This window comes from Haloarchaeobius ordinarius, from assembly GCF_051801355.1.
Taxonomy (GTDB): domain Archaea; phylum Halobacteriota; class Halobacteria; order Halobacteriales; family Natrialbaceae; genus Haloarchaeobius.
Genome location: NZ_CP196560.1, coordinates 1,608,761 through 1,631,966 on the forward strand (window position 1 = coordinate 1,608,761; position 23,206 = coordinate 1,631,966).

Annotated in this window: 23 protein-coding genes and 1 tRNA gene; 11 read left to right on the top strand and 13 right to left on the bottom strand. The window is 66.3% G+C overall.

What is annotated here, in order from left to right; all coding sequences use genetic code 11:
* Positions 1-69 precede the first annotated feature (69 nt).
* Positions 70-1,059 (top strand): ornithine cyclodeaminase family protein, encoded by a 990-nt coding sequence (locus ACSC1R_RS08390; protein ID WP_439028611.1) that lies wholly within the window; start codon positions 70-72, stop codon positions 1,057-1,059.
* A gap of 104 nt (positions 1,060-1,163) precedes the next feature.
* On the opposite strand, the gene ACSC1R_RS08395 is transcribed toward ACSC1R_RS08390, so the two are convergent.
* Positions 1,164-3,116, bottom strand: a complete 1,953-nt coding sequence (locus tag ACSC1R_RS08395; RefSeq protein WP_439028612.1) for a hypothetical protein — start codon at positions 3,114-3,116, stop codon at positions 1,164-1,166.
* Between the two features lie 275 nt (positions 3,117-3,391).
* Positions 3,392-4,768, bottom strand: a complete 1,377-nt coding sequence (locus tag ACSC1R_RS08400; protein WP_439028613.1) for a hypothetical protein — start codon at positions 4,766-4,768, stop codon at positions 3,392-3,394.
* 339 nt (positions 4,769-5,107) lie between these two features.
* On the opposite strand from ACSC1R_RS08400, the gene ACSC1R_RS08405 reads away from it, so the two are divergent.
* The 4 genes from ACSC1R_RS08405 (at position 5,108) to ACSC1R_RS08420 (ending at position 9,418) form a co-directional block, all read left to right on the top strand.
* On the top strand, positions 5,108-6,592 hold the full coding sequence (locus ACSC1R_RS08405; RefSeq protein ID WP_439028614.1) for an outer membrane protein assembly factor BamB family protein: 1,485 nt from the start codon (positions 5,108-5,110) through the stop codon (positions 6,590-6,592).
* 3 nt (positions 6,593-6,595) lie between these two features.
* The gene (locus ACSC1R_RS08410; protein ID WP_439028615.1) at positions 6,596-7,246 is read left to right on the top strand and encodes a PH domain-containing protein; all 651 of its coding nucleotides are present in this window, start codon (positions 6,596-6,598) and stop codon (positions 7,244-7,246) included.
* A gap of 203 nt (positions 7,247-7,449) precedes the next feature.
* Positions 7,450-8,367, top strand: a complete 918-nt coding sequence (locus ACSC1R_RS08415) for an EamA family transporter (RefSeq protein WP_439028616.1) — start codon at positions 7,450-7,452, stop codon at positions 8,365-8,367.
* Between the two features lie 481 nt (positions 8,368-8,848).
* Positions 8,849-9,418 carry a hypothetical protein gene (locus ACSC1R_RS08420; RefSeq protein ID WP_439028617.1) on the top strand — a complete coding sequence of 190 codons (570 nt, stop codon included), beginning with the start codon at positions 8,849-8,851 and terminating at the stop codon, positions 9,416-9,418.
* A gap of 33 nt (positions 9,419-9,451) precedes the next feature.
* Here the strand turns inward: ACSC1R_RS08420 and ACSC1R_RS08425 are convergent.
* From ACSC1R_RS08425 to ACSC1R_RS08450, 6 genes are all read right to left on the bottom strand, one after another.
* Positions 9,452-9,524: transfer RNA gene (locus ACSC1R_RS08425), tRNA-Arg, on the bottom strand.
* 45 nt (positions 9,525-9,569) lie between these two features.
* Positions 9,570-10,973: an MATE family efflux transporter gene (locus ACSC1R_RS08430; protein ID WP_439028693.1), complete on the bottom strand. Its 1,404-nt coding sequence runs from the start codon at positions 10,971-10,973 to the stop codon at positions 9,570-9,572.
* Between the two features lie 165 nt (positions 10,974-11,138).
* Positions 11,139-11,726 (bottom strand): 2Fe-2S iron-sulfur cluster-binding protein, encoded by a 588-nt coding sequence (locus ACSC1R_RS08435; RefSeq protein ID WP_439028618.1) that lies wholly within the window; start codon positions 11,724-11,726, stop codon positions 11,139-11,141.
* A 110-nt stretch (positions 11,727-11,836) separates the two neighbouring features.
* Positions 11,837-12,247, bottom strand: coding sequence for a hypothetical protein (locus ACSC1R_RS08440; RefSeq protein WP_439028619.1), 411 nt, complete (start codon positions 12,245-12,247; stop codon positions 11,837-11,839).
* Positions 12,248-12,306: 59 nt separating this feature from the next.
* Complete coding sequence (gene gnd / locus ACSC1R_RS08445) at positions 12,307-13,206, bottom strand: phosphogluconate dehydrogenase (NAD(+)-dependent, decarboxylating) (RefSeq protein WP_439028620.1); 900 nt, start codon at positions 13,204-13,206, stop codon at positions 12,307-12,309.
* 65 nt (positions 13,207-13,271) lie between these two features.
* Positions 13,272-13,907: a LiaF transmembrane domain-containing protein gene (locus ACSC1R_RS08450; RefSeq protein WP_439028621.1), complete on the bottom strand. Its 636-nt coding sequence runs from the start codon at positions 13,905-13,907 to the stop codon at positions 13,272-13,274.
* A 201-nt stretch (positions 13,908-14,108) separates the two neighbouring features.
* Between ACSC1R_RS08450 and ACSC1R_RS08455 the strand changes: the two genes are divergently transcribed.
* Entirely contained in the window at positions 14,109-14,549 is a 441-nt protein-coding gene (locus tag ACSC1R_RS08455; RefSeq protein ID WP_439028622.1) for a PaaI family thioesterase, read from the top strand.
* Positions 14,550-14,600: 51 nt separating this feature from the next.
* Complete coding sequence (locus ACSC1R_RS08460; protein WP_439028623.1) at positions 14,601-14,966, top strand: hypothetical protein; 366 nt, start codon at positions 14,601-14,603, stop codon at positions 14,964-14,966.
* A gap of 37 nt (positions 14,967-15,003) precedes the next feature.
* Here the strand turns inward: ACSC1R_RS08460 and kynU are convergent, their stop codons facing one another.
* Both kynU and ACSC1R_RS08470 read right to left on the bottom strand, forming a co-directional pair.
* Positions 15,004-16,314, bottom strand: a complete 1,311-nt coding sequence (gene kynU / locus ACSC1R_RS08465; protein ID WP_439028624.1) for a kynureninase — start codon at positions 16,312-16,314, stop codon at positions 15,004-15,006.
* 71 nt (positions 16,315-16,385) lie between these two features.
* Positions 16,386-16,631: a glutaredoxin family protein gene (locus tag ACSC1R_RS08470; protein WP_439028625.1), complete on the bottom strand. Its 246-nt coding sequence runs from the start codon at positions 16,629-16,631 to the stop codon at positions 16,386-16,388.
* 78 nt (positions 16,632-16,709) lie between these two features.
* Here ACSC1R_RS08470 and ACSC1R_RS08475 point away from each other — a divergent pair, with 78 nt between their 5' ends.
* The gene (locus tag ACSC1R_RS08475) at positions 16,710-17,264 is read left to right on the top strand and encodes a metal-dependent hydrolase (RefSeq protein WP_439028626.1); all 555 of its coding nucleotides are present in this window, start codon (positions 16,710-16,712) and stop codon (positions 17,262-17,264) included.
* A gap of 19 nt (positions 17,265-17,283) precedes the next feature.
* Here the strand turns inward: ACSC1R_RS08475 and ACSC1R_RS08480 are convergent, their stop codons facing one another.
* Positions 17,284-18,990: a hypothetical protein gene (locus ACSC1R_RS08480; RefSeq protein ID WP_439028627.1), complete on the bottom strand. Its 1,707-nt coding sequence runs from the start codon at positions 18,988-18,990 to the stop codon at positions 17,284-17,286.
* 162 nt (positions 18,991-19,152) lie between these two features.
* Entirely contained in the window at positions 19,153-20,337 is a 1,185-nt protein-coding gene (locus tag ACSC1R_RS08485) for a hypothetical protein (protein WP_439028628.1), read from the bottom strand.
* A 191-nt stretch (positions 20,338-20,528) separates the two neighbouring features.
* Here ACSC1R_RS08485 and ACSC1R_RS08490 point away from each other — a divergent pair, with 191 nt between their 5' ends.
* The 3 genes from ACSC1R_RS08490 to ACSC1R_RS08500 are packed head-to-tail and all read left to right on the top strand — an operon-like array spanning position 20,529 to position 22,855.
* Positions 20,529-21,515, top strand: coding sequence for a hypothetical protein (locus ACSC1R_RS08490; protein ID WP_439028629.1), 987 nt, complete (start codon positions 20,529-20,531; stop codon positions 21,513-21,515).
* Positions 21,516-21,551: 36 nt separating this feature from the next.
* On the top strand, positions 21,552-22,034 hold the full coding sequence (locus tag ACSC1R_RS08495; protein WP_439028630.1) for a transporter: 483 nt from the start codon (positions 21,552-21,554) through the stop codon (positions 22,032-22,034).
* A 53-nt stretch (positions 22,035-22,087) separates the two neighbouring features.
* On the top strand, positions 22,088-22,855 hold the full coding sequence (locus ACSC1R_RS08500) for a class I SAM-dependent methyltransferase (RefSeq protein WP_439028631.1): 768 nt from the start codon (positions 22,088-22,090) through the stop codon (positions 22,853-22,855).
* Between the two features lie 24 nt (positions 22,856-22,879).
* On the opposite strand, the gene ACSC1R_RS08505 is transcribed toward ACSC1R_RS08500, so the two are convergent.
* Positions 22,880-23,077 carry a heavy-metal-associated domain-containing protein gene (locus ACSC1R_RS08505; RefSeq protein WP_439028632.1) on the bottom strand — a complete coding sequence of 66 codons (198 nt, stop codon included), beginning with the start codon at positions 23,075-23,077 and terminating at the stop codon, positions 22,880-22,882.
* Positions 23,078-23,206 lie beyond the last annotated feature (129 nt).

Sequence of the window (23,206 nt, forward strand, 5' to 3'; positions counted from 1 at the left end):
CCCCGGTACCGTTCACCCCCGGACATGTGAGGGGACCCATATTAGCCCACGTTTCTGCAATCCTGTACTATGCAAACCCACCTGCTCGACGGTGACGACGTACAGCAGTACTCACCCATGACAGCCCTCGTCGCGGCCATCGAGGACGCCTTCGCGGCCTACGAGACCGGCGACGCACAGATGCCCCCGAAGTCCTACATCGACCTGCCCCAGTACAACGGTGACTTCCGGTCGATGCCTGCCTACATGGACGCGGGTGACTGGGACGCGGCCGGCATCAAGTGGGTGAACGTCCACCCGGACAACCCGGCCGACCACGACCTGCCGACCGTGATGGGCACCATGATATACTCCGACCCCGAGACCGGCTTCCCCCTGGCCATCATGGACGGCACCGAACTCACCATGCGCCGCACCGGTGCGGCCGCCGCCGTCGCCACGGACCACCTCGCCGTCGAGGACGCCTCCTCGCTCGGCATCGTCGGCGCTGGCGTCCAGTCCTACACCCAGGTCGAGGCCATCGCGTCCGTCCGCGACATCGAGACGGTCGTCGTGAGCGACCTCGACGAAGCGCGCGTCGCCGCCTTCATCGAGGCGTTCGAGGACGAGTTCGACGTCCGCGAGGGCTCCATCGCCGAGGCCGCCTCCTGTGACGTGCTCTCGACCGTGACTCCCGTCGAATCGCCCATCGTCTCCGCCGAGGACCTCGGCGAACACACCCACGTCAACGCGATGGGTGCCGACGCCGAAGGCAAGCACGAACTCGCAGACGAGGTGCTCCTGAACGCCAAACTCGTCATCGACGACTACGACCAGACGACCCACTCCGGCGAAATCAACGTCCCGTTCCACGAGGGCGTCCTCTCCGACGACGACATCTACGGCCAGATCGGCGAAATCGTCACGGACAAGCTGGCGGGCCGCACCGCCGAGGACGGCGTGACCGTCTTCGACTCGACCGGCCTCGCCATCCAGGACGTGGCTGCCGCCCACGTCGTCTACGAGGCCGCGAGCGCGGAGGACGAAGAGACCCAGACGCCCTCGCTCATCGCACAGTAAGCGACTCGTCTGTCATCCCCCTGGCCGTGCCCACCGGTCGGCTTCCCACTGCTTTTCGACCCCGATTTCGAGGCGAGTTCGTGTTCGGTCGGCAAGAGCACGGGCTACTCTTCCTGCCGGTACCGTCGCAAGAGACCGGCGACCGCCGCGCCGACAGCCGCCAGCCCGCCGATGAACATCCCACCCGGTGAGGAGGACTGGGTTCTGGCGAACCGTAACCGACTCGTCCAGGACCCGCCACCGGCGGTCGTTCCGCCAGTCGTTCCCACGGTCGTACCCGTGGCTCCGCCCGTTCCCGCTGTCGTGGTGGTCGCGGCCGTCGTGGTACCCGGAGCCGTCGTGGCCGAGCCAGGACCCGCGGTGGTTCCGGTGACCGGTGCCTGACCGCCCGTCGGTGCGGTGGTGGTCGTCGGCGCGGTGGTGGTCGCCGGTGCGGTGGTGGTCGTCGGTGCGGTGGTGGTCGTCGGCGTGGTCCCACCAGTCCCCGACCGACTGCTGAACGACCGACTCACGGATTTCTGCGTGGTGGTGGGTGGACTGGTGGTTGGCTGGGTGGTAGTGGGTTGGGTGGTGGTTGGCTGGGTGGTAGTGGGTTGGGTGGTGGTCGGCTGAGTGGTAGTGGGTTGGGTGGTGGTCGGCTGAGTGGTAGTGGGTTGGGTGGTGGTCGGCTGAGTGGTAGTGGGCTGAGTGGTGGTCGGCTGAGTGGTGGTTGGCTGGGTGGGCTCCTGCTGAGTCGTCGTCGGCTCCTGCGTGGTCTCGGTTCCGGTCTCGGTACCCGTGTCGCCGGTCTCGGTCGTGGTCTCCACGTCGACCGGCTCCTGTTCACCCTCCCGGGACGGCGCGGAGTCGTCCTCAGACCCGGTGTTGTGTCGGCACTGCGCCGCGACGAAGCGGAGACCGACGTGACACGAATCGGTCTGCGTGACGTTCACCGACTTCGTGACGTCCAGACCGTTCTCGATGGCTTCGTAGCCACGCTGGCGGAGTTCGTCGTTGAACGTCAGCCCGAGGTGGCCGTCTCGCTCGGTGACGGGTTCCCCGGCGACCAGCACGTTCTGGATGGGCAGGTCGGCGAAGCCGAGGCGGCCGTCGCCGTCGAACTCCTTGCACGGGAGGTACCAGTTCATCGTGTAGCAGTGCGTGCCGGGGGCGAAACACGAGGCCGAGACGGCCGGGTTCGCGGGCGTGACCGGGGGAATCGGGACACTGCCGTCGAAGGTGGGACCGAACTGTTCGAGCCACCCGGTCATCGACCCGGCGTAGAGGACGTCGCCCGCTTCGCTGGCGAGCCCGAACGGGTTGGTGTCGCCGTCGTCGTCGGCGTCCGTGGCGAGGGTGTCGCAGTCGGGGTCGGTCGAGACGACGACGTAGAGGTAATCACAGAGTTCGCCCAGGTCAGCCGTGGCGTCGCCTGCGGACACCTCCGGTTCGACGAGGTACTGCTCGTCGCTCCGGGGGAGCGGGTTCCCCTCGCCGTCCTCACGGACCAGCTCGGCGAAGACGAACGCCGGATTCCCGCACACGTGCAGACTGAAATTGGTCGCCCCCTCGTCGTAGGGTTTGAGGTCGACGAGGTCGACGAACATCCCTCGCGGTCCGTCGACGAAACCCGGGTGGTACACGCCCGGGAACTCGGCCGTGGCACTCCTCGCGGTCTCGAACCGCTCCGGGAGCAGTGCCGAGATATCCATCGGGTTCGGGAGGGCACACGTGTCGGCGAACACGTCCGTCTCCCCCGTGACGAGGTTCGCCCACTCCTCGCGTGAGAGCGCTTCCCCGGTGTCAACGTGTCGGACCGCCGGCGCGGCCGCTATCTCGTAGGTCATCGACTCCCCCGCGACGAGCGGCGGGGCTCGCTCACCCTTGAGGTCGTAGCGCTCCCAGGGTTCGTACGTCGAGCGATAGTCGACCAGCAGGTCGACGCGCCCGCTCTCGTACCACCCGTCGAGTTCCTCGGTGTCTCGGAAGAGCGCCGTCGTCCCGAGCCCTGTCCCGGCGCCAGCGACACCGATTGCTCCGAGCCCAGCCAGTACCTGCCGCCGTGATAGTTGTGTCATTCGAGTTCCCCCTCTGCCGTCCGCACCGGCATCTACGGATAGAGAGGCCGGTTGACAGGTTACCTATGAGGCGCTTCAGGGGCCGGAACGACTCGTTCGGCACCTCGTAGGGCCAGCGTACGTCCAGACCGATGGAACCGAGGAACCGGCGAGAAGCGTGGGTTCGAGCGGGCAGGGGGACATTACTTCTGGGGGACCCGTCTCTCCGGGGTGGCCGGACCGGAAGGGTCTCGACGAGCGTCTGCCCGGTTCGCATCAGCCCCCCGGAGACGTGTTCACTGGTCGTCTTCGGCGAACACACGGTAGCCGAGCGCGCCGAGCACGAGTCCACCGACGGCGCCGGCCCCGCCGACGACCGACGGGTGGACGCTGCTGTCCCCTGTCCGCGTCACCGACCCCGTCCCGTCGTCGTTCACCGTCAGTTCGTACGCGTGGAGTTCTCCCGGTGTGATGGCTTCCTGCTGCGAGTCCTCGACGAGTGCGGTCTCGGCGTCTACCACGACTGTCTGAAGCTCGTAGGTGGTGTCGCCGGTGCCGAGTACCCGTATCTGGTAGCTCCCGGGCTTGGCACCGTAGAGCGGTCGCATCCGGGAATACTCACCGCGAGTTCTGTCCATGTGCGGAGCCCAGAGCCGGTCGTACGCCTCCCCTTCAGGGCCGACGACGCTGAGTTCCACGTCCGCTGAGTCGACCAGCACGAGCCCGAACGGCAACAGCCCTTCACGGACCTTCGACTGGCCGACAGTCAGGTGGTCGAGCGGTGTCGAGAGGCGACGCCCTGTCGCTCGCTCGATGCGGTCGTGTCGGTTGAACAGTACCCGGGTGTACGTGTAACTCCCCGACTGGAACGGCCGCATCACGAGTTCGTCGCCGTCGCGTTCGAACCGAAGCGTCGGGCGCTCACCTCGGTACGCGTGGGCTGGCCGGTTCGGGTCGTACACGTCCATCACCACTGCCTCGTCGGTCTCCGACACGTCGTAGACGAGCACCTGGTGGGCGGCCGAAGACCCGTGGTTGAACACCATTATCGCGGCGCTCCCGAGTTCGCGGACCGCCGCCCGGATGTCTCGCACGACGGCCTGTGTGTCGATCCACGCCGGGTAGACGAATGGGATTCGCCCGAGCCACACCCGAAGACGGAGGAACTGCGCGGCCTGCAGCTGCACGATATCGTCGTACACTGGCGCGTCGTCGGACTCGACGGGCACCACCGGACTCTCTATCTCGCTCGCGACCGACCGGTCCACCGGAATCGCGTCGGGCTCCTCGAAATACGCCTGGGCGGCCAGGACCATCCCGTAACAGTGGCCGTTGGTCCCTGCCCGCTGGGTCACCGCGAGCTTGAGCTGGGTGGCGATCGCCTCGAACAACAACTCGGGGACGTTCGATGTGTTCTGACCGAGTATGGCCTTCGCGTGTGTCTTCCAGCCGACTTGCACCTTCTCGGGGAGGTTCTCTCGTGGCGGGGCCGGTGGGCTCTCGAAGTACTGCGACTGGTTCCCCCAGTTCCGGAACCCGAACCCGTGAACTGTAGGCGAGAACTCGCCGGAATCCGTCGGAGTATCGGCGAGAGCAGTTCCACCGAGGCTTCCGAACCCGAGGAGTGTGGACGCTCCACCGAGAAAACACCGCCGAGTGTGCTCTCGACCCATACCGTTCGGTCCATGTGCCCGCACAAATTTGTTTCTCTGGCACAGCCTCCGGTGCACGAGTCCGAGCGGACGCGAGGGTTCTGGACGACGCACCCGGTCGTTACGGTGCCTGCGGAGTCGACACGATTTGCCCCTGTTGCCCCCCTGATGGCGGTCTGCATGCTCGAACATGTCGAATCCACGCCGTATTCGTGTGTGGGCCGGCGTTGGGTGGCTGAGTCGGTCGGGCCGCTCTCACGGCTCACGATACATCGCTGTCGATGAAGCGTCTCGTCCGTCCCGTCAATCCCGGAACCGAAACAATAGAGTTTTGTCATATGCGGGTTGAGACGACCAATAATGGTGAATGGGTTGACAAATCGGCGTGGGTTTCTCACGGCGTTTGCAACTGCTGCAGCGGTTGGGGTAGTTCACCCTGGGTCAGGAGCGGCGGTCGCTGCGAGGACCCCCGAGAAGAGAACGTGGTCGGGATATCGGGGAGGCCCAGAACACAGTGGGACTGCCACGGTCGACGGTATCACCACCGTCGAGCGAACGCGGTGGACTGTCGGTGACGAGGACAACGTCGCGACGCTTCCGGCCGTCGTGGACGGAACCGCGTACCTCGGCGTCGGTTCGCGCTTGCTGGCCGTCGACGTCCAGTCTGGCGTGGGAACATGGGTCGCAGACATGCCTGCCCAGGTACCGCTGACACCCTGTGTCGGGGAGAACACGGTGGTCGCCACGACGAACGAGGGCGACGTGGTCGCGGTGGACCGGGCCAATGGCACGGAGCAGTGGTCCGTCGGCATCGGCGGACTCGCGGGCGCACCGGCGGTCAGTGAAGGAACCGTCTACGTCGGCAACAGCAACGGTCGTCTCCTCGCCCTCGACGTGGGGTCCGGGGAGGTACAGTGGTCGGTTCGACGTGACGACATCGAGATTCCGGATTCGCAAGCCTACGTCTCCGCCGAAGAGATACGACCGGCACCCGCCGTCAGCGATGGGTCGCTCTACGTCAATACGGGCCGCCCCACGGGTGGTGGGAAGCTGGTCTGCCTCGATGCCGAAACCGGAGCGGAACGCTGGAGCCACTCGTTCGACCACGATTACGTGCTTCCGCCGGCGATCGACGGCAACCGCCTCGTCGCAGCGTCGGAGTACGGTGAACTGAAGGTGTTCTCGAAAGTGGGTGGGTCGGTCCAGTGGGAGACAGACTTCGACGTGAACATCGGTGCCCCACCAGCGTTCGACGGCGAGACGGTTGCCGTCGTCGCTCCCGTTCCGAGGGATTCGACCGTTCATGCGTTCGATGCTGCCACGGGGAACAAGCGGTGGGAGTACCAGTTCGAGGAAGCGACGACCCCCGGTGGCGTGAGTATCGCCGACGGCGTCGTGTACGGGATGACGTTCACGGGCGGGCGAAGCGGCATCGTCGCCGCGCTGGACTACGACGCCGGACTGGAACAGTTCACGTTCGAGACGGGCCGGCCCCGATTCAGGACGCCGACGCCTGTCGAAAACGGCGTCGTGATTCCGGATGGGCCGCAGGTTCGCTGTCTCGGGAGTGAGGCCGCATCAGGCCAGACCGCGAGTGACGGGCCGGATTCTGGCGATGGTTCGCCCACCGACGACACGGCCGGAGAGACGACCAATCGTGAGACCTCGGAACCCAGTGGAACGAGCGACCAGGACGGACAGAGCGACGATACCGGCGGTGATGGGTCGAGAAGTTTCTTCGGCGGTGATTCGGGCCCGGGTGGCAACACACTCACCATCGTCAGCACTGCCGTGACGGTCCTCGGGACGTTCGTCGGGCTCGTCCAGCTGCTGCGGGGTGACTGACCGATGGCACGAGGCGCTCCTCGCCTGGTCGGCGCGCTCGTCGGCGCACCCTTCGTTCTCACGGGGTCGTACGTTCACCTGACCGACAGTCCGGTCCCCAGCACGGTCGGCCTCACGCTGGCCCTGTTCGGCGCGGCGGTCGTCCTCACCGGCCTGTACGTGCACCGCACCTCGCCGACCCCCATCGACTTCGGCACCGACGAGCGAGTCATCGCGACCGTCGAACCGAACCAGCTCGTCGCGACGCTCCAGCTGGCGGTCGGGGCCGTGGTACTCCTCGTGGCCGGCTACCTGCTGTTCGCGACCCGGGTGGCTTTCGTCTATCCGACACTGGTGTTCACCGCCGGCTTCGCCGTCCTTCTCACTGGCCTCGTCCAGTACTGGAAGAACACGCTCACGACGCACTACGTGACGACACAACGAATCGTCAGCGAGTACCGATTCGTCTCCCTGAGTCGGCAGATAATCCAGATCGACGACGTCATCGGCATCACCCACACACAGGGAATCCTCGAATCCCTCGTCGGGTACGGGAGCGTCCTCGTCTCCAGCGGTGGGGGGAACCCGAGTGCGAGCCAGATTACCTTCAACAACGTTGCGAACCCGCAGGAAGCCGTTTCAGCCCTGCAGAACGCACAGGAGAACTACGGCTGACTGGACAGGCCGAGACGAACTGACGGCTAGCTTCCGGTGCTCGTCGGCGAATACTTCGTTCCGTTCGCTGGCTCGACTCCCGCGGCTGTTACTGCGTTGTTTTCCACGTCCGCTCGTCACCGACGCAGCGGACCCGACGACCCTGTCGTCGATTCTCCATCGAATCCACGTGTTACAAATTGGCGTGTCTCGGAGAGACGAGTATGGCCCTCTCTGCCCCGCCGGCAGTGCTTTTGCTCGCATTTGTCCCGGCACTGCTGTGGGGGTTCACGCCCGTCATCGAGAAACGGGCGCTCTCCGACGGTGGGACCCCGCTCCAGGCCGCGCTCACCGTGGTCGTCGTCGACTCGGCGGTCTACCTGCTCGCCCTCGCGCTTTTCAACCCGGACCCCTTCGCGGACCTCACGCTCGAAACCGTCGCCGTGTTCGCGGCGGCTGGTGCCGTCGGGACCGCCATGGGCCGCCTCGCCATCTTCGCTGGGAACGCCCGCGTCGGTGCGAGCATCTCCAGTGCCGCGGTCAGTTCGCGGCCACTGTTCGCGACGGCCCTCGCGGTCGGGTTCCTCGGTGAACCACTCTCGCCCCCGACCGCGGTCGGCATCGTCGTCATCGTCGTCGGCCTCGCCGTGCTCTCGGTCTCCCGCGGCGGCGACCTGAGTGGCTGGACCACCCGCGACCTGCTGGTCCCCCTCGCCGCCGCGCTCCTGTTCGCCGCCGGGAACGTCGCCCGGCGCTGGGGGCTCGGATTCGGAGAGGCGACGCCCCTCGAAGCCGTCGCCGTCAACGAGTTCGCCGCCCTGGTGGCACTGGGCGGCTACGTTCTGGCCACGGGCCGGAAGCGCGTCGCCGGCAAGCCCCCGAAGACCTACCTCGTGTTCGCCGCCAGCGGGTTCATCACCGCGGTGGCGCTTCTCTCGATGTTCACGGCGCTGGCGGCTCCCGAGGGCCGGATTGCGGTGGTGGACCCCATCGTCGCGACTGCACCGCTGTTCACGGTGGTGTTCTCGTGGCTCTGGCTGGGTGGGCTAGAACGAGTTACTCGTGGGGTCGTCGTGGGAGTGGTGCTGGTGGTTGTTGGGGCGGTGTTAGTTACGGGTGGGCCGGCTTTGATTGGAACCTGATTACATAGCCGGGTACCCTTCCCGGGCTTTTGATTCACCGTACTGGGGCGTATCTGCACTTATACCCTATTATTGTCCCAACACGGCTGCGACTACCGACGCCACAACCAGTAGTGCAATCACAGTGGCCCAAAACCAGGAAAATACTGGGCTTGATGCCAAAGATGACTGAATGTCGATGGCAACTGCAGCAAGTGGTCCAGCAATGACGATGAGCACGAAGGCTCCTACTATGAGTTGTGGGTCGGCTTGACCACGTTCAGACTCCTGTTTACCTGCTTTCACAGCCATCGAGCAGGCACTGGAAACGAGACTCTCTTTCCTTTCTGACATTGCAAGCGGATATTCGACGAGCAGGTACAAAAATCGAAAAGAACGTTTATAGGGCCTCTAATGGGGGTTTATCGTTGTGAGTGATCCCGTTTATGGACGTGAACCCCTGCACCAACCCTTTTATATTCGGATTGGCTTACATGAGGTCATGCCTCGGGTCCCCGATGACTTCGAAAAAGAGTTTGATGCTAAGGGCGTAACTTTCTTTGAAATAGCGGAGCTGCTGTATTCGAATCCAGATCGGCAGTATACGCAAGGTGAAATTGCGGAAATTATGGACCGGTCGAACACGACCATTAGTAAGCATACTCGTGAGATGGTCAATGAGGATTGGCTCACCCGGTATGAAGACCAGACCACCTTCGCTTGGAATTCTAACGCACACAATCCGGCCAGCACCGAGGGAATAACCGCTGTTCGGAGATTCTACGCAGACCTCTTTGATTTGTATAGAAAACACTCAAACACGGGCCCTGGTGTATTAGCGATTATTGGCTTCGCCATGATTCTTGCAGCAATTGTTGTATTCACATTTTATCTAGGGTTCTCAACCGGACTCACCCAGGAATCTGCAATTCCGCCTGTGATATATCTTATAATAGCTATTGGTTCGCTTATAACCGGGACTCTCGTGACTGCCTTTTCGTGGGTGCAGGCCAATGCGAACCGGATTTTCCGGCGTCACGCACCGAGTGATTTGTTCCGGGATGAGAAGTAGTCACATTCACTGCTCACGTTGTTCGCAGGAAAACGGACCCGACGGGATTTGAACCCGCGACATCTTGGTCCGGAACCAAGCACTCTGTCCACTGAGCTACGGGCCCTCACGCATCGATAGACGATGCCCCGACATAACGGTTGTGAACCAGTTATTCTTCGCCGCCGTCGGCGACCGACACGTTCGGCTCCTGTTCGTCGATGACCGACCGTTTCCACGTGCCTCGCGTGAACCAGAGGCCCGCCGCAATCGCGCCGACGACGTTGCCCATGGCCATGCCGTACCAGAAGCCGGTCGCGCCCATCCCGTAGCCGGCGATGCCGAGGATGGGGACGGTGTCGAACGCGAGGACCGAAACCGTCGCCACGCGGCCGATCCAGAGGGCGACGAGCGAGAAGACGAGGGCGGTCTTGGTGTTGCCCGCGCCGCGGTAGGCACCCAGCAAGACCTGGAGGACGCCGATGAAGGCGAACTCGACGGTGCGTATCTGGATGTACTCGGCGCCGAGGTCGATGGTGGCGATGGCGTCGGGGATCTCCTTGCTGATGAAGGCCTCGACGAGGACGTGCGGGAAGAAGAACACGGCGATACCCACCGCGAGCAGGACGCCGCCGGAGACCTTCGCGGCGAGCCAGACGGCGCGTTCTGCGCGGTCCGTGTTGCCCGCGCCGAGGTTCTGGCCGACCATGGTGTTGGTGGCGCGGCCGAGGCCCATCGCGGGGAGGAAGATGAGCGAGGCGATGCGGTTCCCGAGGCCGTAGGCGGCGACGACTGGCGGGGCGAACTGGACGATCATCGCGGTCAGGGTGACCATGGCGAGGGCGCTGGCGGACTGTTCGAGGGCGCTCGGGACGCCGATGTCGACGATGTCGCGGATGACGTCGAGGTCGGGCGCGAGGTGACGCAATTCGATGGCGGGGCCGGCGTCGGTCATGAACAGGATGTAGAGGCCGAGGACGGTCCCGAGGCCGCGGGAGGTGACCGTGGCGACGGCTGCGCCGACGATGCCCATGCCGTCGATGGGGCCCCAGCCGAAGATGAGGATGGGGTCGAGCACGACGTTGAGGGCGACGCTGGCGAGCATGACTCGCATGGGGGTCTTGGTGTTACCGTAGCCGCGCATGAGCGCCGAGAAGACGAAGAAGCCGAACATGAAGACGATGCCGAGGAAGAACACCTCCATGTAGCGGGCGGCGAGGGGGATGACGGCGGCTTCGGTCTCGCCCTGGCTGGGCAGGAGTGCGAGCATCTCTTCGGTGAAGAAGTAGCCGACGAGGCCGAGGCCGACGGCGAGGATGGAGACGAACGAGATGGTCTGGCCGGCGACGCGGCCGGCGGAGCCTTCGCTCTTCGCGCCGGTGTACTGGGCGACGAGGATGGCACCCGCGGCGGTGAAGCCGCCGGCGACCGAGATGAGCAGGAAGATGAGGGGGAATGCCAGGCTGATGGCGGCCAGGGCGTCGGTGTCGAACTGGCCGAGCCAGAACGTATCGGCGATGTTGTACATCACCTGGAGGAGCTGGAGGGCGACGATCGGCCACGCGAGCCGGAACATGGGGCGGGCGAGGCCACCCTCTGTGATACTGTCTGAGGGTGTGCTGTTCACGATACTTCGAAACGAAACACTACCGTTTCAATCTGTTGTATCGAGGTAACAGCGGCGAAAGAAATCACTGGTCGGGGGAAAGAGAAGCGAGAAACGGGGAAACGCGGGCAGTCGCTACGGCGTCTCGTTCGTCTCGAGCGTGAAGTCGGCCTTCGGGTAGGCGACACACGTCAGGACGTAGCCGTCTTCGAGTTCGGGGTCGTCCAGCATCTCCTGGTTGTCGTGGACGACGTAGTCACGGGAGTCGCCGCCGTCGGCGATGTGGCCCGCACAGGAGACACACTGTCCCTGTCGGCAGGCGTAGGGGAGGTCCCAGCCCTCGTCCTCGCCGGCTTCGAGCAGGGATTCGTTGTTGGCGACCTCGACGGTCGTGCCCTCCTTCTTGTACTCGATGTCGAAGTACTCGACCTCGTCCTCGGGGATGTCGGCCGGACTCGAAGATTCCTCTTCTGCTTCCTCGCCACCTTCCAGTTCGCCACCGGCTTCGCCGCCAGCGATGGCGCCGGCAGCGCCACCACCGCCGATAGCGCGGTTCATGGGTTCGGGGAAGTCGGTTTCGGCGACGGTCGACGCGCGTCGTTCGAGGACTTCTTGGGAGATGTCCTCGGTGGGGGTCCACGCTGTCCCACGCAAGAAGTGCATGACGACGGCGATGACCGTCAGGGAGAGCCCGATTGCCAGTCCCAGTTCGTTGATGGCCATGTGTTCGGAGGTTTGGAGTACGGGTTTAATTCATTTGTGATTGGCGAGCGCCCCGTCGCGGGGTTGTCGGCGGACGATGTATCGCGGCGGTCGATGTATCGCGGCGGGCCTCACTCGCGGCCGCTGCGGCGGGCGTCGTACTGGAGCCGGTAGCACTCGAGAATCTCTTCGAGCAGGAGGGCGTCGCGAGAGCTACTGCTGTAGTGGTGGTCGATGAAGTCCTCTGCGTCTTGTACGTTCCCCCGGATGACGAACCGGCGGATGGTTGCAACCGACTCGAAGAACGGGAGTCCGGACTCGGGTCCTTCGGCGGGTTCGATGAGCTGTTCGTTGGGGAAGACGTCCGCCTTGATGTCCTCGAAGTCGACGGTCGACGGCACGTAGTCGTCGGAGAGGTGGTCGAGGATGTACTCGCTCGCAAAGCGGTAGAACTCCGATTTGCTCTCGAAGACGCCCTCCTCGACGAGGGACTCTATCTCGTCGACGGTCGATTCGGAGAATCGGACCGTACTCTTTACCATACCGACAAGACTCTCTCCCTGCCCTTAAAAATCTTCCAGCCGTGACGGTGCTGACGAAATCAGTCGCGTGCGACCTCGTGCCGACCGAAGCCGTAGCGCAGGCGGTTCGCCAGTCGCCGCGAGAACCGGCCCTGCTCCGGTGCACGGGAGCCAAAGCGCTCGGCGAGTGACTGGTAGATGAGCGGGACGGGAATCTCCTGTTCGAGCGCCTCCTGAACCGTCCACGTGCCTGTCGACCCACCCGCGACGTGGTCGGCCACGTCGCCCAGGTCGTTGCCTTCCTCGCGGAACGCCTCCTCGCACAACTCGAGCAGCCACGAGCGGATGACTGCGCCGTTGTTCCAGGTGCGCGAGACGGCCTCGAGGTCGAGGTCGTACCGGCCGTTGGCGAGCAGTTCGAAGCCCTCGCCGTAAGCCTGCATCAGCACGTACTCGACGCCGTTGTGGACCATCTTGACGTAGTGGCCAGAGCCGGCGGGGCCCATGCGGTCGTGCCCGTCGGGGCCGGTCGCGACGGCGTCGAAGACGGGGACCAGTTCGTCGTAGGCCCACTGTGGGCCGCCGACCATCAGCGAGAAGCCGAGTTCTGCGCCCGCGGGGCCGCCGGAGGTCCCGCAGTCGAGGTACGCCGCGTCGGTCGATTCGGCGCGCCGCACGGAGTCCTCGAAGTGCGAGTTCCCGCCGTCGACCACGATGTCGTCGTCGTCGAGCAGCGGGTCGAGGTCGTCGAGTGCGGCGTCGACCGGTTCGCCGGCCGGCACCATCAGCCAGATGCGCTTGTCGTCGCCGAGTTCGTTCGCCAGTCCGCGGACCGAGTCGGCGGGCGTCGCGCCCGCGTCGGCGGCGGCCGCCACCGCGTCGTCGTCGAGGTCGAACGCGACCACGTCGTGGCCGGCGTCCAGCACACGGTCGACCACGATGCGGCCCATCCTGCCGAGACCGATTACGCCCAGTTGCATGGCTCACGCTGGGACAGGTGGGCACGTAGGGATTGTGATTCGTCGGCCAGTCGTTCCGGCGAATTTCACCGCACCACCACGTCGCCGAACACGGTGAGGCCGTCGATGACGGCGTCGGGGTCGTCCGTCGGGTGGTCCAGTCGCAGGTCTTCCACGTCGCCGACCACCTCGATGGCGGTCGTGGCGACGGTCCAGTCGTCCGGCACCAGAACGGTCACGTCGCCGAATATCGCCACGCACTCGACCGCGACGGGTGCGTCGGCCTCGCGGAGGTCGACGAACGCGTCGTCGAAGACGGCGATGACCTCCCGGGTGTCGAGGTCTTCGAAGTCGATGCCGTGGTTGGTGAACCACACGTCGTCGATGCGGTACACCTGCTGGCGGCGACGGACGATGACCGAGACGCCGAGGATGATGAGGAAGACGGGCCAGTAGTCCCAGACCCGGGCCTCCGTGGTCACGCCGAGTGCGACCAGCTGCCAGCCCAGTGCGACCGTGACCAGAACGAGCGGCCAGAATACGCGGGTGAACTCGCGGGCGAACAGGACGTAGACCCCGAAGGCGAGCAGGAACGTCGGGACGAGGGCCGTGATGTCGAGCGGAAAGAGCCCGGTCGTGTCCAGCAGCAGGACGACGCCGGCGAGGACGAGGAGTGCGCCCACCTTCCACGCGGGGGTGGGCTGGACGGTGCGCGTGGCCATGTACAGAGAGATGTCACCATCCGGGATAACGGGTCGCCCGTCAGGTTGCTGGCTACTGCATCGTCCGCCACGATGCTGGAGAGCAGGCGACCCGGTCCGGTCCACGGGACCGTCGCCCTCGCGGCCGCTCACGATTACCACGGCGGTCGTGTTTGTTCCCGTTGCCGAAACGGTTTCACGGAGGCTCTCGTTCACCCGTCCATGACTGTCGCAGACATCTTCGACGCGATGCCCTACGCCGAACACCTCGGCATCGACCTCACCGAGGCCGCCGACGGCTACGCACGCGGCGTCCTCGAACTCGGCGAGGAGCACTCGTCGGTGCCGGGGCGAATCGTCGCCCACGGCGGGGTCGTCCACTCCCTCGCGGACCACGTCGGCGGCGCGGCCATCATCTCGCTGGTCCATCGCCCGACGCCCACCATCGACATCCGCATCGACCACCTCGCGCCCGCCACGGACGACCTCGTCGCCGAGGCCGAAGTCGTCCGGAGCGGCGGCGACGTGGCGACCGTCGACGTGACCGTCGAGGACGTATCCGGGAACGTGGTCGCGAACGCCCGCGGCGTGTACAAGACGGGCGGCGGCGACGGCGGGTCGGCGTGGATGGACGGGAGTGAGGAGTTCCCGACCGAGGAGTGAGCGGCCGACCGCCGGTTCGCCGGCCCTGCCGGTTGGTCGGGGTTTTTCCCCGTGGACGACGTAGCCCCCGTCATGCTCGGCTCCCCGAAGATTCGAAAGGTCGCCTCCGCCGCGACCGCCGTGTATGGTCTGGTCAGTCTCCTGTTCCCCCGCAAGGCCGCGAAACTCGCCCAGCGACTCGTGCTCGCGCCGACGTTCGAGAACACGGGCGAACTCGAACCCCGCGACTGGTACGTCGAGTCGGCCCGCGCCTCCGGCCTCGGAATGCTCGTCGGCGGCCTGTTCGGCTACATCCTCGCCGACCGTGCCGAAGACAAGGCGAAAGCGGCCAAGACGGAACCCGTCGAACTCGACGTCGACGAGGCAGCCGAGGAGGAAGCGGACGAAGCAGAGACCATCGACATCGAAGACGACTGAGTTCTCGAAACTCCATTCTTTTGTTCGGCCGCGTCGACTACGTCACGCCGCCCGACTGCGGCTCGTAGTGCTCGAATCGCCTGTCTGCCGCGATAGCGCGAAGGTCCTCGGCCACGGTCCACACTTCCTCGAACCCGACGTAGTACGGCGAGGGCGCGACCCGGACGACGTTCGGCGGGCGGTAGTCCACGACGACGCCCCGGTCCCTGAGCGCCTGGCTGATGCGGTACGCCTCGTCGTGTTCGAGCGCGACGTGCCCGCCCCGGCGGTCGGGGTCGCGCGGGGTCCCGACCGCGTACCCCAGGTCCGACAGGCGCTCGTCGGCGAGGCGAATCAGGTACTCCGTCAGCAGGGTCGATTTCTCGCGGAGCGCCTCGATGCCGGCGTCGTGGGTCACGTCCAGCGAGCCGTCGAGCGGCGCGGCCGCGAGCACCGGAATCGTGCCAATCTGCCACGCTCCGGCGTCGGCCGCGGGGGTGAACTCGTGGTTCATCTCGAACTGGGTCGCCTTGTCGTGGCCCCACCAGCCCGCCAGCGCCGGCTCGGCCCCGAAGTGACGTTCGTTCACGTACAGCCCCGCGAGTGCGCCGGGGCCAGCGTTCAGATACTTGTAGGTACACCAGACCGCGAAGTCGACGCCGACGTCGTCGAACGAGTGCGGAACCACGCCGACCGAGTGTGCCGCGTCGAACCCGGCGACGGCACCGTGCTCGTGGGCGAGTTCGGTGATGCGCGCCACGTCGAGCAGTTGCCCGGACCGGTACAGCACCGTGGGCATGAACACGATGTCCACGTCGTGCGTCTCGAGGGCGACTTCGACCGCGTCGGCCGTGATGGTTCGGCCGTCCTCGCTCTCGACGCGAAGCAGGTGTTCGTCGGGGTCGAGGCCGCGCTGGCGCAACTGGGCCGCGATGGCGTAGTGGTCGGTCGGGAAGTCGAGGTCGTTGACGAGGACGGTCGTCCCCTCGTATTCGTCGAGCATCGTCCCGACGAGCGTGTGGATGTTGACCGTCGTGGAGTTGCCGACGACGACCTCGGACTCCTGTGCTCCGACGAGCGGGGCGAGACGAGCACCGAGGCGCTCGCCGTAGTGGAACCAGTCGGGATCGGCGTCGGTCCAGCCGCGGATGGCGAGGTCTTTCCACGCCGCGACGACCCGGTCGATGGCCGCCTCGGCGTCGGCCGAGCAGAGACCGAGGGAGTTCCCGTCCATGTAGCGTTCGTCCTCGGGGACGGAGAACCGCTCGCGGAGGCCCGAAAGGGAGTCTGTGTCGTCGAGGGCGCGGGCGTACTCGCGGTCGGGAGAGAAGTCGGCCAGGGCGTCGTCACCGGCGGTCGGTGTGGGCATGCCTGACAGCTACGGGGCGGAGATGGTACTGTTTTCGGTCGCAGAACGAGGTGGTCGAACGGTTCGCCGGTCTACGCCTCGGCGTAGGTCGTGTTCAGGTACTCGAGGATGTTCGCGGACTCGTTCATCGTCACGCCGGTCTCGTCGTCGACGAGGACCGGGACGGCACGCTGGCCGGAGACGCGCTTGACCTCGTCGCGCTCGGAGTGGAGCGCCTCGACCCAGACGCTCTCGTAGTCCATCCCGAGTTCGTCGAGCCGGTCGGCGACCTTCTCACACCACGGACAGCCGTCGAGCTGGTACAGTGTCAGCGACATGGCCCCCTGTTGGCGCGCCAGGTGAAAAAACCCTGCTGAGGACAGGGTTTTCTCGTCGGCAGCCGTACCCGGTTCTACATGATGGCGACCACCCACGCGTTCGTGGGACTCCTTCTGGCAGTGGCCGTCAACGCCGTCGCGCCCGAGTTCGGGCTCGTCGCGGCCATCGCGGGGCTCGCGGGCGGCACCTTCCCCGACCTCGACATGGCGGCGGTCCACCGCAAGACACTGCACTTTCCGGTGTGGTATTCAGTGGCGACCCTCCCGGCGGCCGTCGTTGCGGTGCTGGCACCGACCCCGACGACGGTCGGCGTCGCGGTGTTCCTCGCCGCCGCGGCTATCCACTCGGCCAGCGACGCCCTCGGCGGCGGACTCGAACTGCGACCGTGGGAGGCAACCTCGACCCGCGCCGTCTACGTCCATCCCCTGAAGCGCTGGGTCGAACCGAGACGATACATCCGGTACGACGGCGCACCCGAGGACTTCCTCGTCGGCGCGGTGCTGGCAGTCCCCGGCCTGCTCGTCTTCGACGGCGTCGTCCGCCGGCTCGTCTTGGGCGGCCTGCTCGTCTCGCTGGGCTACACTGTGATTCGAAAACAGTTGCCGCGGCTGACGCCCGAACGGTTCCGCTGACCCGTCCTCTTTCACCCGTTCAATCCATCGTGTACGTCTCGTAGTGTGCGACCGCGTAGCGGTAGGACGCGACGGGTGAGACGACACCAGCGAGCACCAGTACGTAGCCGACCGGCTGGACCGTTCCGGGCGAGAGCGCGAGTTCCCACGGGGTCACGAAGCCGACGAGCAGTCCCAGAATCGCGACGACGACCTCCCTCGCGAGTGGGACGAACGCGACGGCCGCGCCGAACGCGACGACCATGAGCGCCAGCGTGAACACCAGCATGGCGGTCTTGCTCGGGACGACTGCCTTCCGGTTCCCGGCGACCTGCACGCTCCCGAACCGGGGGAACGACACGCCGATGCCCGCGGCGAGCACCGGCGCGAAGACGGCCCCGAGCACGCCGACCCCGACCGCGGCCAGCGTCATCGTCGGTGAGAGCGGGCTGGCGAGCGCGCTCCCGCCGACCACGGCCAGCGCGACCGGGACGCCCGGAATCACCCCGGCGAGGACGTGTCCCGCGACGAACTGGCGACCCGAGAGCGGCGAACTCAGGGTCGCAGGGAGCACCGGCCCGTCGTCGCCCAGCGGGTTGAGCGTGAACGCCATCGCGGCCCCCCAGGCGACGTACAGTGCCAGCAAGAACGGCATGTGCTCGGGGACTTGCCGGGTCTCGACGATGGTCGCGAACTGCTGGAGGAACCCGAACAGCGGGTACGCGAGGTAGAGCAGTTTGATGGGGGCGCGGCGGGTCCGAACCCACGCGACGTTGACTATCTGGCGCGTCGGCCGGTCGAGCGGCCGGAGCAGTCGCGTGACGACCCCCGACGCGGTACTGGTCCCGCGGTGCGTGCGCCCGCCGGTCGCCGTCACCGTCTCGTCGTCCTCGTCGTCTGCCTCGCGGGCCGGGTCCGAGAACCAGTGGAACGACGCGACGGTCACCGACGCGACCTGCAACAGCGGCAGCAGTGCGACCGTTGCGACCACGGCGGCACCGATTCGGAGGGGCGACGGCGAGACGTTCGGGACGCCGAGCAACAACAGGTCGCCGTACCACGACAGGGGTGACGCCTGGACCGGCTCGAACAGCATCGCGACCGCCTCGTCGAACGACCCCGTGAATATCAGCCCGAAGTAGGCGAGGAACGCGACCACGACCAGCGCGGTCCGGTGACGCGCCAGCGGCGGGTACCGCGTCACGAGGTGGTGAGCGACCAGCCCGAGCAGGAACCCGACCCAGATCGCAGGGAGCGCGACACCGACCAGGATGACGGGCAGGGAGAGCGCGACCAGCGGTGCCTGCGCTCCGTAGCTGAAGCCGGCGACGAGGACCGCTATCGGCGGCAGTATCCAGGACATGAAGAGGACGAACTCCGTGCAGACGATTGCGGGAACCACGTCCCGGACCCGGCTGGCGAGCAACAGCGCGGCCGGTTCGTCGACGGTCGCGCGCTTGCCGACGGTCCTGACGATGCTCATGACGACCAGGAAGACGAACGCGAGGCCGACGGCACCGCGGACGATGCCGACGATACCGCCGGCGACCGGAATCTCGGGGACGTCGCCGGCCCGGAGCGCCTCGCCGGCCACGAACAGGGCGTAGCCTGCTACGCCGGCGAACACGGTGAACATGGCGACCGTGAGAGCGATCGCCACCAGCTGGGTGCGGCTGTCACCGACGCTCCGGGTGGTTCGACGGACCTCCGTCTTCGCGATTCGGCGGACGTGCGCGAGCCGCGGCATCACGGCGAATCACGCCGCGGTCGGGCCCGAGACCGGTGAGAGGGTTCGGTCGGGCGACGAGACGCCCGTGTCTGGCGGGGACGGTGAATCACGGACCGACGATTCGAGTGGGTCCGACAAAAGCGTACAGCCTGCTGGCTGGTGGATTCGGTGGCGGGTGACTCACACCACGTGTGCCATGACGACCAGCAAGAGCCACAGTCCCGAACCGACCACCAGCGCGGGTTCGAGGTCGAAGTCGTCGAGCCGCTGGGCGCCGGCGGCGACCAGCCCGATGGCGACCGCACAGCCCACCCGGTGCATCACGATTTCGATGGGGAGCACGGAGACGCCGATGACCCCGTAGTCGACGACGACGGCCGTGCCGAAGCCGAGCGACCCGAACAGGAACCCGTCGGTCGACGGGAGTCGACTGCCGGCCGCGAACGCGACGGCGGGCGTCCCGAACACGAGTACCGGGTAGAACGTGGCGACGACGAGGTCGGGGTCGACCGTGAGCAGGTTCTCGGCCGTGACGCCGCCGAGGCGGACCGCGAGCACGACCGCGGGAACCGCCAGGAACAGGACGACCCGCCAGACGGTCTGGCGCGTCCACAGCTGGTCGAGCGTCCGCTGGAGCGTCGGCGCGAACACGGTCGACCCGAGCAGCGGCAGGAGGGCGAGGTAGACGAGGGTGGTCCAGCCGTCGTGGTCGTACGTGTCACCGTTGTCGTAGTAGACGCGCTGGACGTCCCTGGCCCCCAGTGCGTGGATGAACTCCTGTTCGATGGTGATGCGGGCCTCTTCGAGGCTGTCGACGGTGTGAGTGAGGGTGAACCAGTCCCAGTGCTCCGCGTGGGCCTGGACGACGGTCCAGTTGCGGTCGGCGCGCTGGAGGTCGTACACCCGGACGTGGTACTGGCCGCCGAAGTAGTCGCCGTGGTGGAGCTGGCTGGTCTGGGCGGTCCAGACGCTCTCGCTCCCGGTCTCGTAGTAGACGTACCGCTTCGCACCGTAGGCGTCGGACCAGGCGACGCCGGTACCGTTGTCCACCTGTCGTTCGGACCGGTTCTCCTCGGTGAACACGGGGTCGCTGGTGTTCCACCCCGTTTCGCCCGCCCTGAGCTGGCTCGTGACCTTGTCGGCGTCGGCCTGCACGACGAGGTTGACGGAACTCGCACGCCGGTCGAACGACCGTTTCGGCCCCACGTACGGCCAGATGTCGGTGTCGCTCTCACCCAGTGTCACGAGGTTCGTGTCCGGTTCCTCGTACTCTGGCGTACTGACCGACGGGGCGGTGAGGGTAGTCCCGACTAACAGGATGGCGATGGCAACGGCGAACAGGACGAGGCGGTTCTTGGTCCACATCGTGTCCGTCTATCGTCGAACCTCCGACCTGCAGGGTGTTAATGGTACGCATCCGGAGACGGTGAGACGCATCCGAAGAGGGTGAGACGGGTCGAGAGGGGATGGGAGGCATCCGGAGATGCAGTAGTGACCGGGACGTCCAGCGCCCGAGTCAGTGAAATTTATACGTCTCGGCGGCGAGTCCGTTCACGATGGACGAGGGCGAGAAAACCGACGAGGCGGTCGTGACGGTCGAGATACCTGCGGCACTCGCCGACCGAATCGACCGACTGTACGCGGACTGCCGCGGGTACGAGCCTTCGTCGCTGCAAGAGGGCCTGAGCGTGCTCTGTGACCTCGCTTCCGGCCGACTGGACCCACACGCCCCGGAGACGCGAGTCCGTCGCTCCCCGTCGCCCGCGGCCGAGGTCGTCACCGACCCGGTCGCGACCGACCGACTGGGGGGCGATTCTACCCCACCGACCCAGGTCACATCGGAGCCGTCCCACTCGGCGCCGACCGACGACGCGGCCGATTTCGGGGGGACAGCGGCCGGACGACGCTCGGTCGCTCCCGGCGCTGACGCGGCGACCGAGTCCGGGGCCGTCGCCACCGATGCCGACTCAGCCTACGACGGGCCTCACGGGACCGGCGACGCGGACGACCGAATCGACGAGGCGTTCCCGGCACGCTGGAGCGCCGCCCCGGCAGTGCGCCGACAGGTGCGGGCAGTCGTGGACCACTTCGTCCGCGACCCGACGGAGAGCGCCGACGACGCCGAGCGCGAGGCGGCGGCGCTGGCTGCCGTCGCGGAGCGGGAGGGGTGCGCTCCCGAGACGCTCTACGACGAACTGGTCGCGGCGCTGTACGGCAACGCCGGGCTTCCGGACGACCTCGCTGGCGAGTTCCTCCACGAGGCGCTGGTCAGCGTCGTCGAGGCCGACGCACCCGGGACGTCTTTCGGCGACCCGGCTAGCGACACCACTGCGCGTGCCGGTGAAGACGCCTCCGAGGTCGGACCCCTCGAGACGGACGACGCGTTCGACGTGGACACCCTGCTCGGCGACGTCTCCCAGCCGATGGCCGACTGCGAGCGCTGTGGCGAGACCTACCCGGTCAACGACCTGGAGACCGTACTGGGCTCGAAGACGGCGACGATCGAGTTGCTCTGTGCCGACTGTGCGACCGCGGCGGAATAGTCAACGCTTTTCGCGTCACGGACACATCCCGGGGATATGGTAGGAATCCTCGACCTCGTGATGCGGACGTTGCACAGCGTCACCGCCGCCGCCTGGGCCGGCAGTGTCCTCTTCCTCACCCTCGGCTTGCTCCCGTCGGCCCTCGACGGGTCGCTGAACGCGAGCCCCATGGAGTCGGTCGTGGGGCGGTTCCGGTGGATAACGCGTGGCTCCTCACTGCTCCTGTTCGTCACCGGCGGCCACCTCGCTGGCACTCTCTACACCATCGGCGACGGGGGTGGCATCTCTCTGTTCGGGAGCCCACGCGGCCACCTCGTCCTGACCATGCTCGGCCTCTGGCTCGTCCTCACGGGGCTCTGTGAGGTCGGCGCGAGCAAACTCGCGGGCGGCTTCTCCGAGAAGAAGGTCCGCTCACCGGCGGCCGACGCGAAACCGTTCCTCTACGCGGCCAGTCTCGTCGCCGTCTTGCTGCTGGTCGACGCCGTCGTCATCGTGTACGGCGCTGGCACCGTCTACTGAACGGGTTCGTCCGACGACGGGTATTTTCTGGGGAGGCTGCGAAGTGTTACCTGATGACTCACTGGACAGAGGAGATGTTCGTCGAGCACCCCGAGGTGTTCGCGGTGAGCATGCGCCAGCGCGTCGACGAGGCGGACGAGCAGGTCGACCAGCTCCTCGACCTCGTCGCCGACCACGGTATCGACCCCGAGAACGCGCTCGACGTGGCCTGTGGCATCGGCCGCCACGCCGTCGAACTCGCCGACGCTGGCGTGTCGGTGACGGGCGTCGACATCTCCCAGCAGTACGTCGACACCGCCCGGGAACGCGCGACCGGGGCGGGAGTCGAGGCGCGGACGACCTTCGAAGTCGGCGACATGCGCGACCTCGTCGCGGTCGGCGGCGAGTACGACCTCGTCACGAACATGTGGACCGCGTTCGGCTACTACGACGAGGCGACCAACGAAGCGGTCGCCGCGGAGCTGTACGAACGGGTCGCCGACGACGGCGCGCTGGTGATGGACCTGGCGAACAAGGAGTCGACGATGGCGAACTTCCGGCACTCGTTCGCCGGCCGCGACGACGGGGTCCTCCACGTCGAAGAGGCCGAATACACGCCAGAGACGGGGCGGATGGAGACGACCCTGACGCTGTTCCAGGAGCGAGCGGACGGCTACGACGACATCGGTGAGGTGTCATGGGACCTGCGGCTGTACGCCCCTGCAGAGCTCCGGCGACTGCTCGAACAGGTCGGCTTCTCGTCGGTGTCACTCTACGGTGGCTTCGACGGGTCGGCGCTAGAGCGGGAATCGCACCGACTGGTCGTGGTCGCGGAACCCTGAAGAAGAACCGTACCGGGTGCCGTCCTAGGCCGATGCGTCGTAGCCCGCGTCCTCGACAGCCGTCACGAGGTCCTCGAGTCGGGCGTCACCGGTCACGGTGACCGTGTTCGTCTCGTTGTCTGCGCTGGCGTCCTCGACGCCCGCCACGTCGAGCAAGGCGTCTTCGACGGTCTGTTCGCAGTGGCCACAGCTCATGCCTTCTACCGTCAGTCTCTGGGTCATGGGTGAGGGTAGGGACACGGCGGTTATCCCACTTTTCGTTCGTGAGCCAGTACTACAGCCCCGGATCGACTTTCGAATCCAAAGCGAAAATGGCCGAACACTCTTGACCCGTCGGGTCGTTGCTCCCGC

Excerpts from the sequence above, each read along its gene's own strand:
- kynU (WP_439028624.1), bottom strand. The coding sequence starts at position 16,314 with ATGCCCACACCGACCGCCGGTGACGACGCCCTGGCCGACTTCTCTCCC.
- ACSC1R_RS08470 (WP_439028625.1), bottom strand. The coding sequence starts at position 16,631 with ATGTCGCTGACACTGTACCAGCTCGACGGCTGTCCGTGGTGTGAGAAG.
- ACSC1R_RS08500 (WP_439028631.1), top strand. The coding sequence starts at position 22,088 with ATGACTCACTGGACAGAGGAGATGTTCGTCGAGCACCCCGAGGTGTTC.
- ACSC1R_RS08505 (WP_439028632.1), bottom strand. The coding sequence starts at position 23,077 with ATGACCCAGAGACTGACGGTAGAAGGCATGAGCTGTGGCCACTGCGAA.
- ACSC1R_RS08480 (WP_439028627.1), bottom strand. The coding sequence starts at position 18,990 with ATGCCGCGGCTCGCGCACGTCCGCCGAATCGCGAAGACGGAGGTCCGT.
- ACSC1R_RS08405 (WP_439028614.1), top strand. The coding sequence starts at position 5,108 with ATGGTGAATGGGTTGACAAATCGGCGTGGGTTTCTCACGGCGTTTGCA.
- ACSC1R_RS08440 (WP_439028619.1), bottom strand. The coding sequence starts at position 12,247 with ATGGTAAAGAGTACGGTCCGATTCTCCGAATCGACCGTCGACGAGATA.
- ACSC1R_RS08395 (WP_439028612.1), bottom strand. The coding sequence starts at position 3,116 with ATGACACAACTATCACGGCGGCAGGTACTGGCTGGGCTCGGAGCAATC.
- ACSC1R_RS08475 (WP_439028626.1), top strand. The coding sequence starts at position 16,710 with ATGATGGCGACCACCCACGCGTTCGTGGGACTCCTTCTGGCAGTGGCC.
- ACSC1R_RS08495 (WP_439028630.1), top strand. The coding sequence starts at position 21,552 with ATGGTAGGAATCCTCGACCTCGTGATGCGGACGTTGCACAGCGTCACC.
- gnd (WP_439028620.1), bottom strand. The coding sequence starts at position 13,206 with ATGCAACTGGGCGTAATCGGTCTCGGCAGGATGGGCCGCATCGTGGTC.
- ACSC1R_RS08400 (WP_439028613.1), bottom strand. The coding sequence starts at position 4,768 with ATGGGTCGAGAGCACACTCGGCGGTGTTTTCTCGGTGGAGCGTCCACA.
- ACSC1R_RS08390 (WP_439028611.1), top strand. The coding sequence starts at position 70 with ATGCAAACCCACCTGCTCGACGGTGACGACGTACAGCAGTACTCACCC.
- ACSC1R_RS08420 (WP_439028617.1), top strand. The coding sequence starts at position 8,849 with ATGCCTCGGGTCCCCGATGACTTCGAAAAAGAGTTTGATGCTAAGGGC.
- ACSC1R_RS08410 (WP_439028615.1), top strand. The coding sequence starts at position 6,596 with ATGGCACGAGGCGCTCCTCGCCTGGTCGGCGCGCTCGTCGGCGCACCC.
- ACSC1R_RS08415 (WP_439028616.1), top strand. The coding sequence starts at position 7,450 with ATGGCCCTCTCTGCCCCGCCGGCAGTGCTTTTGCTCGCATTTGTCCCG.
- ACSC1R_RS08485 (WP_439028628.1), bottom strand. The coding sequence starts at position 20,337 with ATGTGGACCAAGAACCGCCTCGTCCTGTTCGCCGTTGCCATCGCCATC.
- ACSC1R_RS08450 (WP_439028621.1), bottom strand. The coding sequence starts at position 13,907 with ATGGCCACGCGCACCGTCCAGCCCACCCCCGCGTGGAAGGTGGGCGCA.
- ACSC1R_RS08455 (WP_439028622.1), top strand. The coding sequence starts at position 14,109 with ATGACTGTCGCAGACATCTTCGACGCGATGCCCTACGCCGAACACCTC.
- ACSC1R_RS08435 (WP_439028618.1), bottom strand. The coding sequence starts at position 11,726 with ATGGCCATCAACGAACTGGGACTGGCAATCGGGCTCTCCCTGACGGTC.
- ACSC1R_RS08430 (WP_439028693.1), bottom strand. The coding sequence starts at position 10,973 with ATGTTCCGGCTCGCGTGGCCGATCGTCGCCCTCCAGCTCCTCCAGGTG.
- ACSC1R_RS08490 (WP_439028629.1), top strand. The coding sequence starts at position 20,529 with ATGGACGAGGGCGAGAAAACCGACGAGGCGGTCGTGACGGTCGAGATA.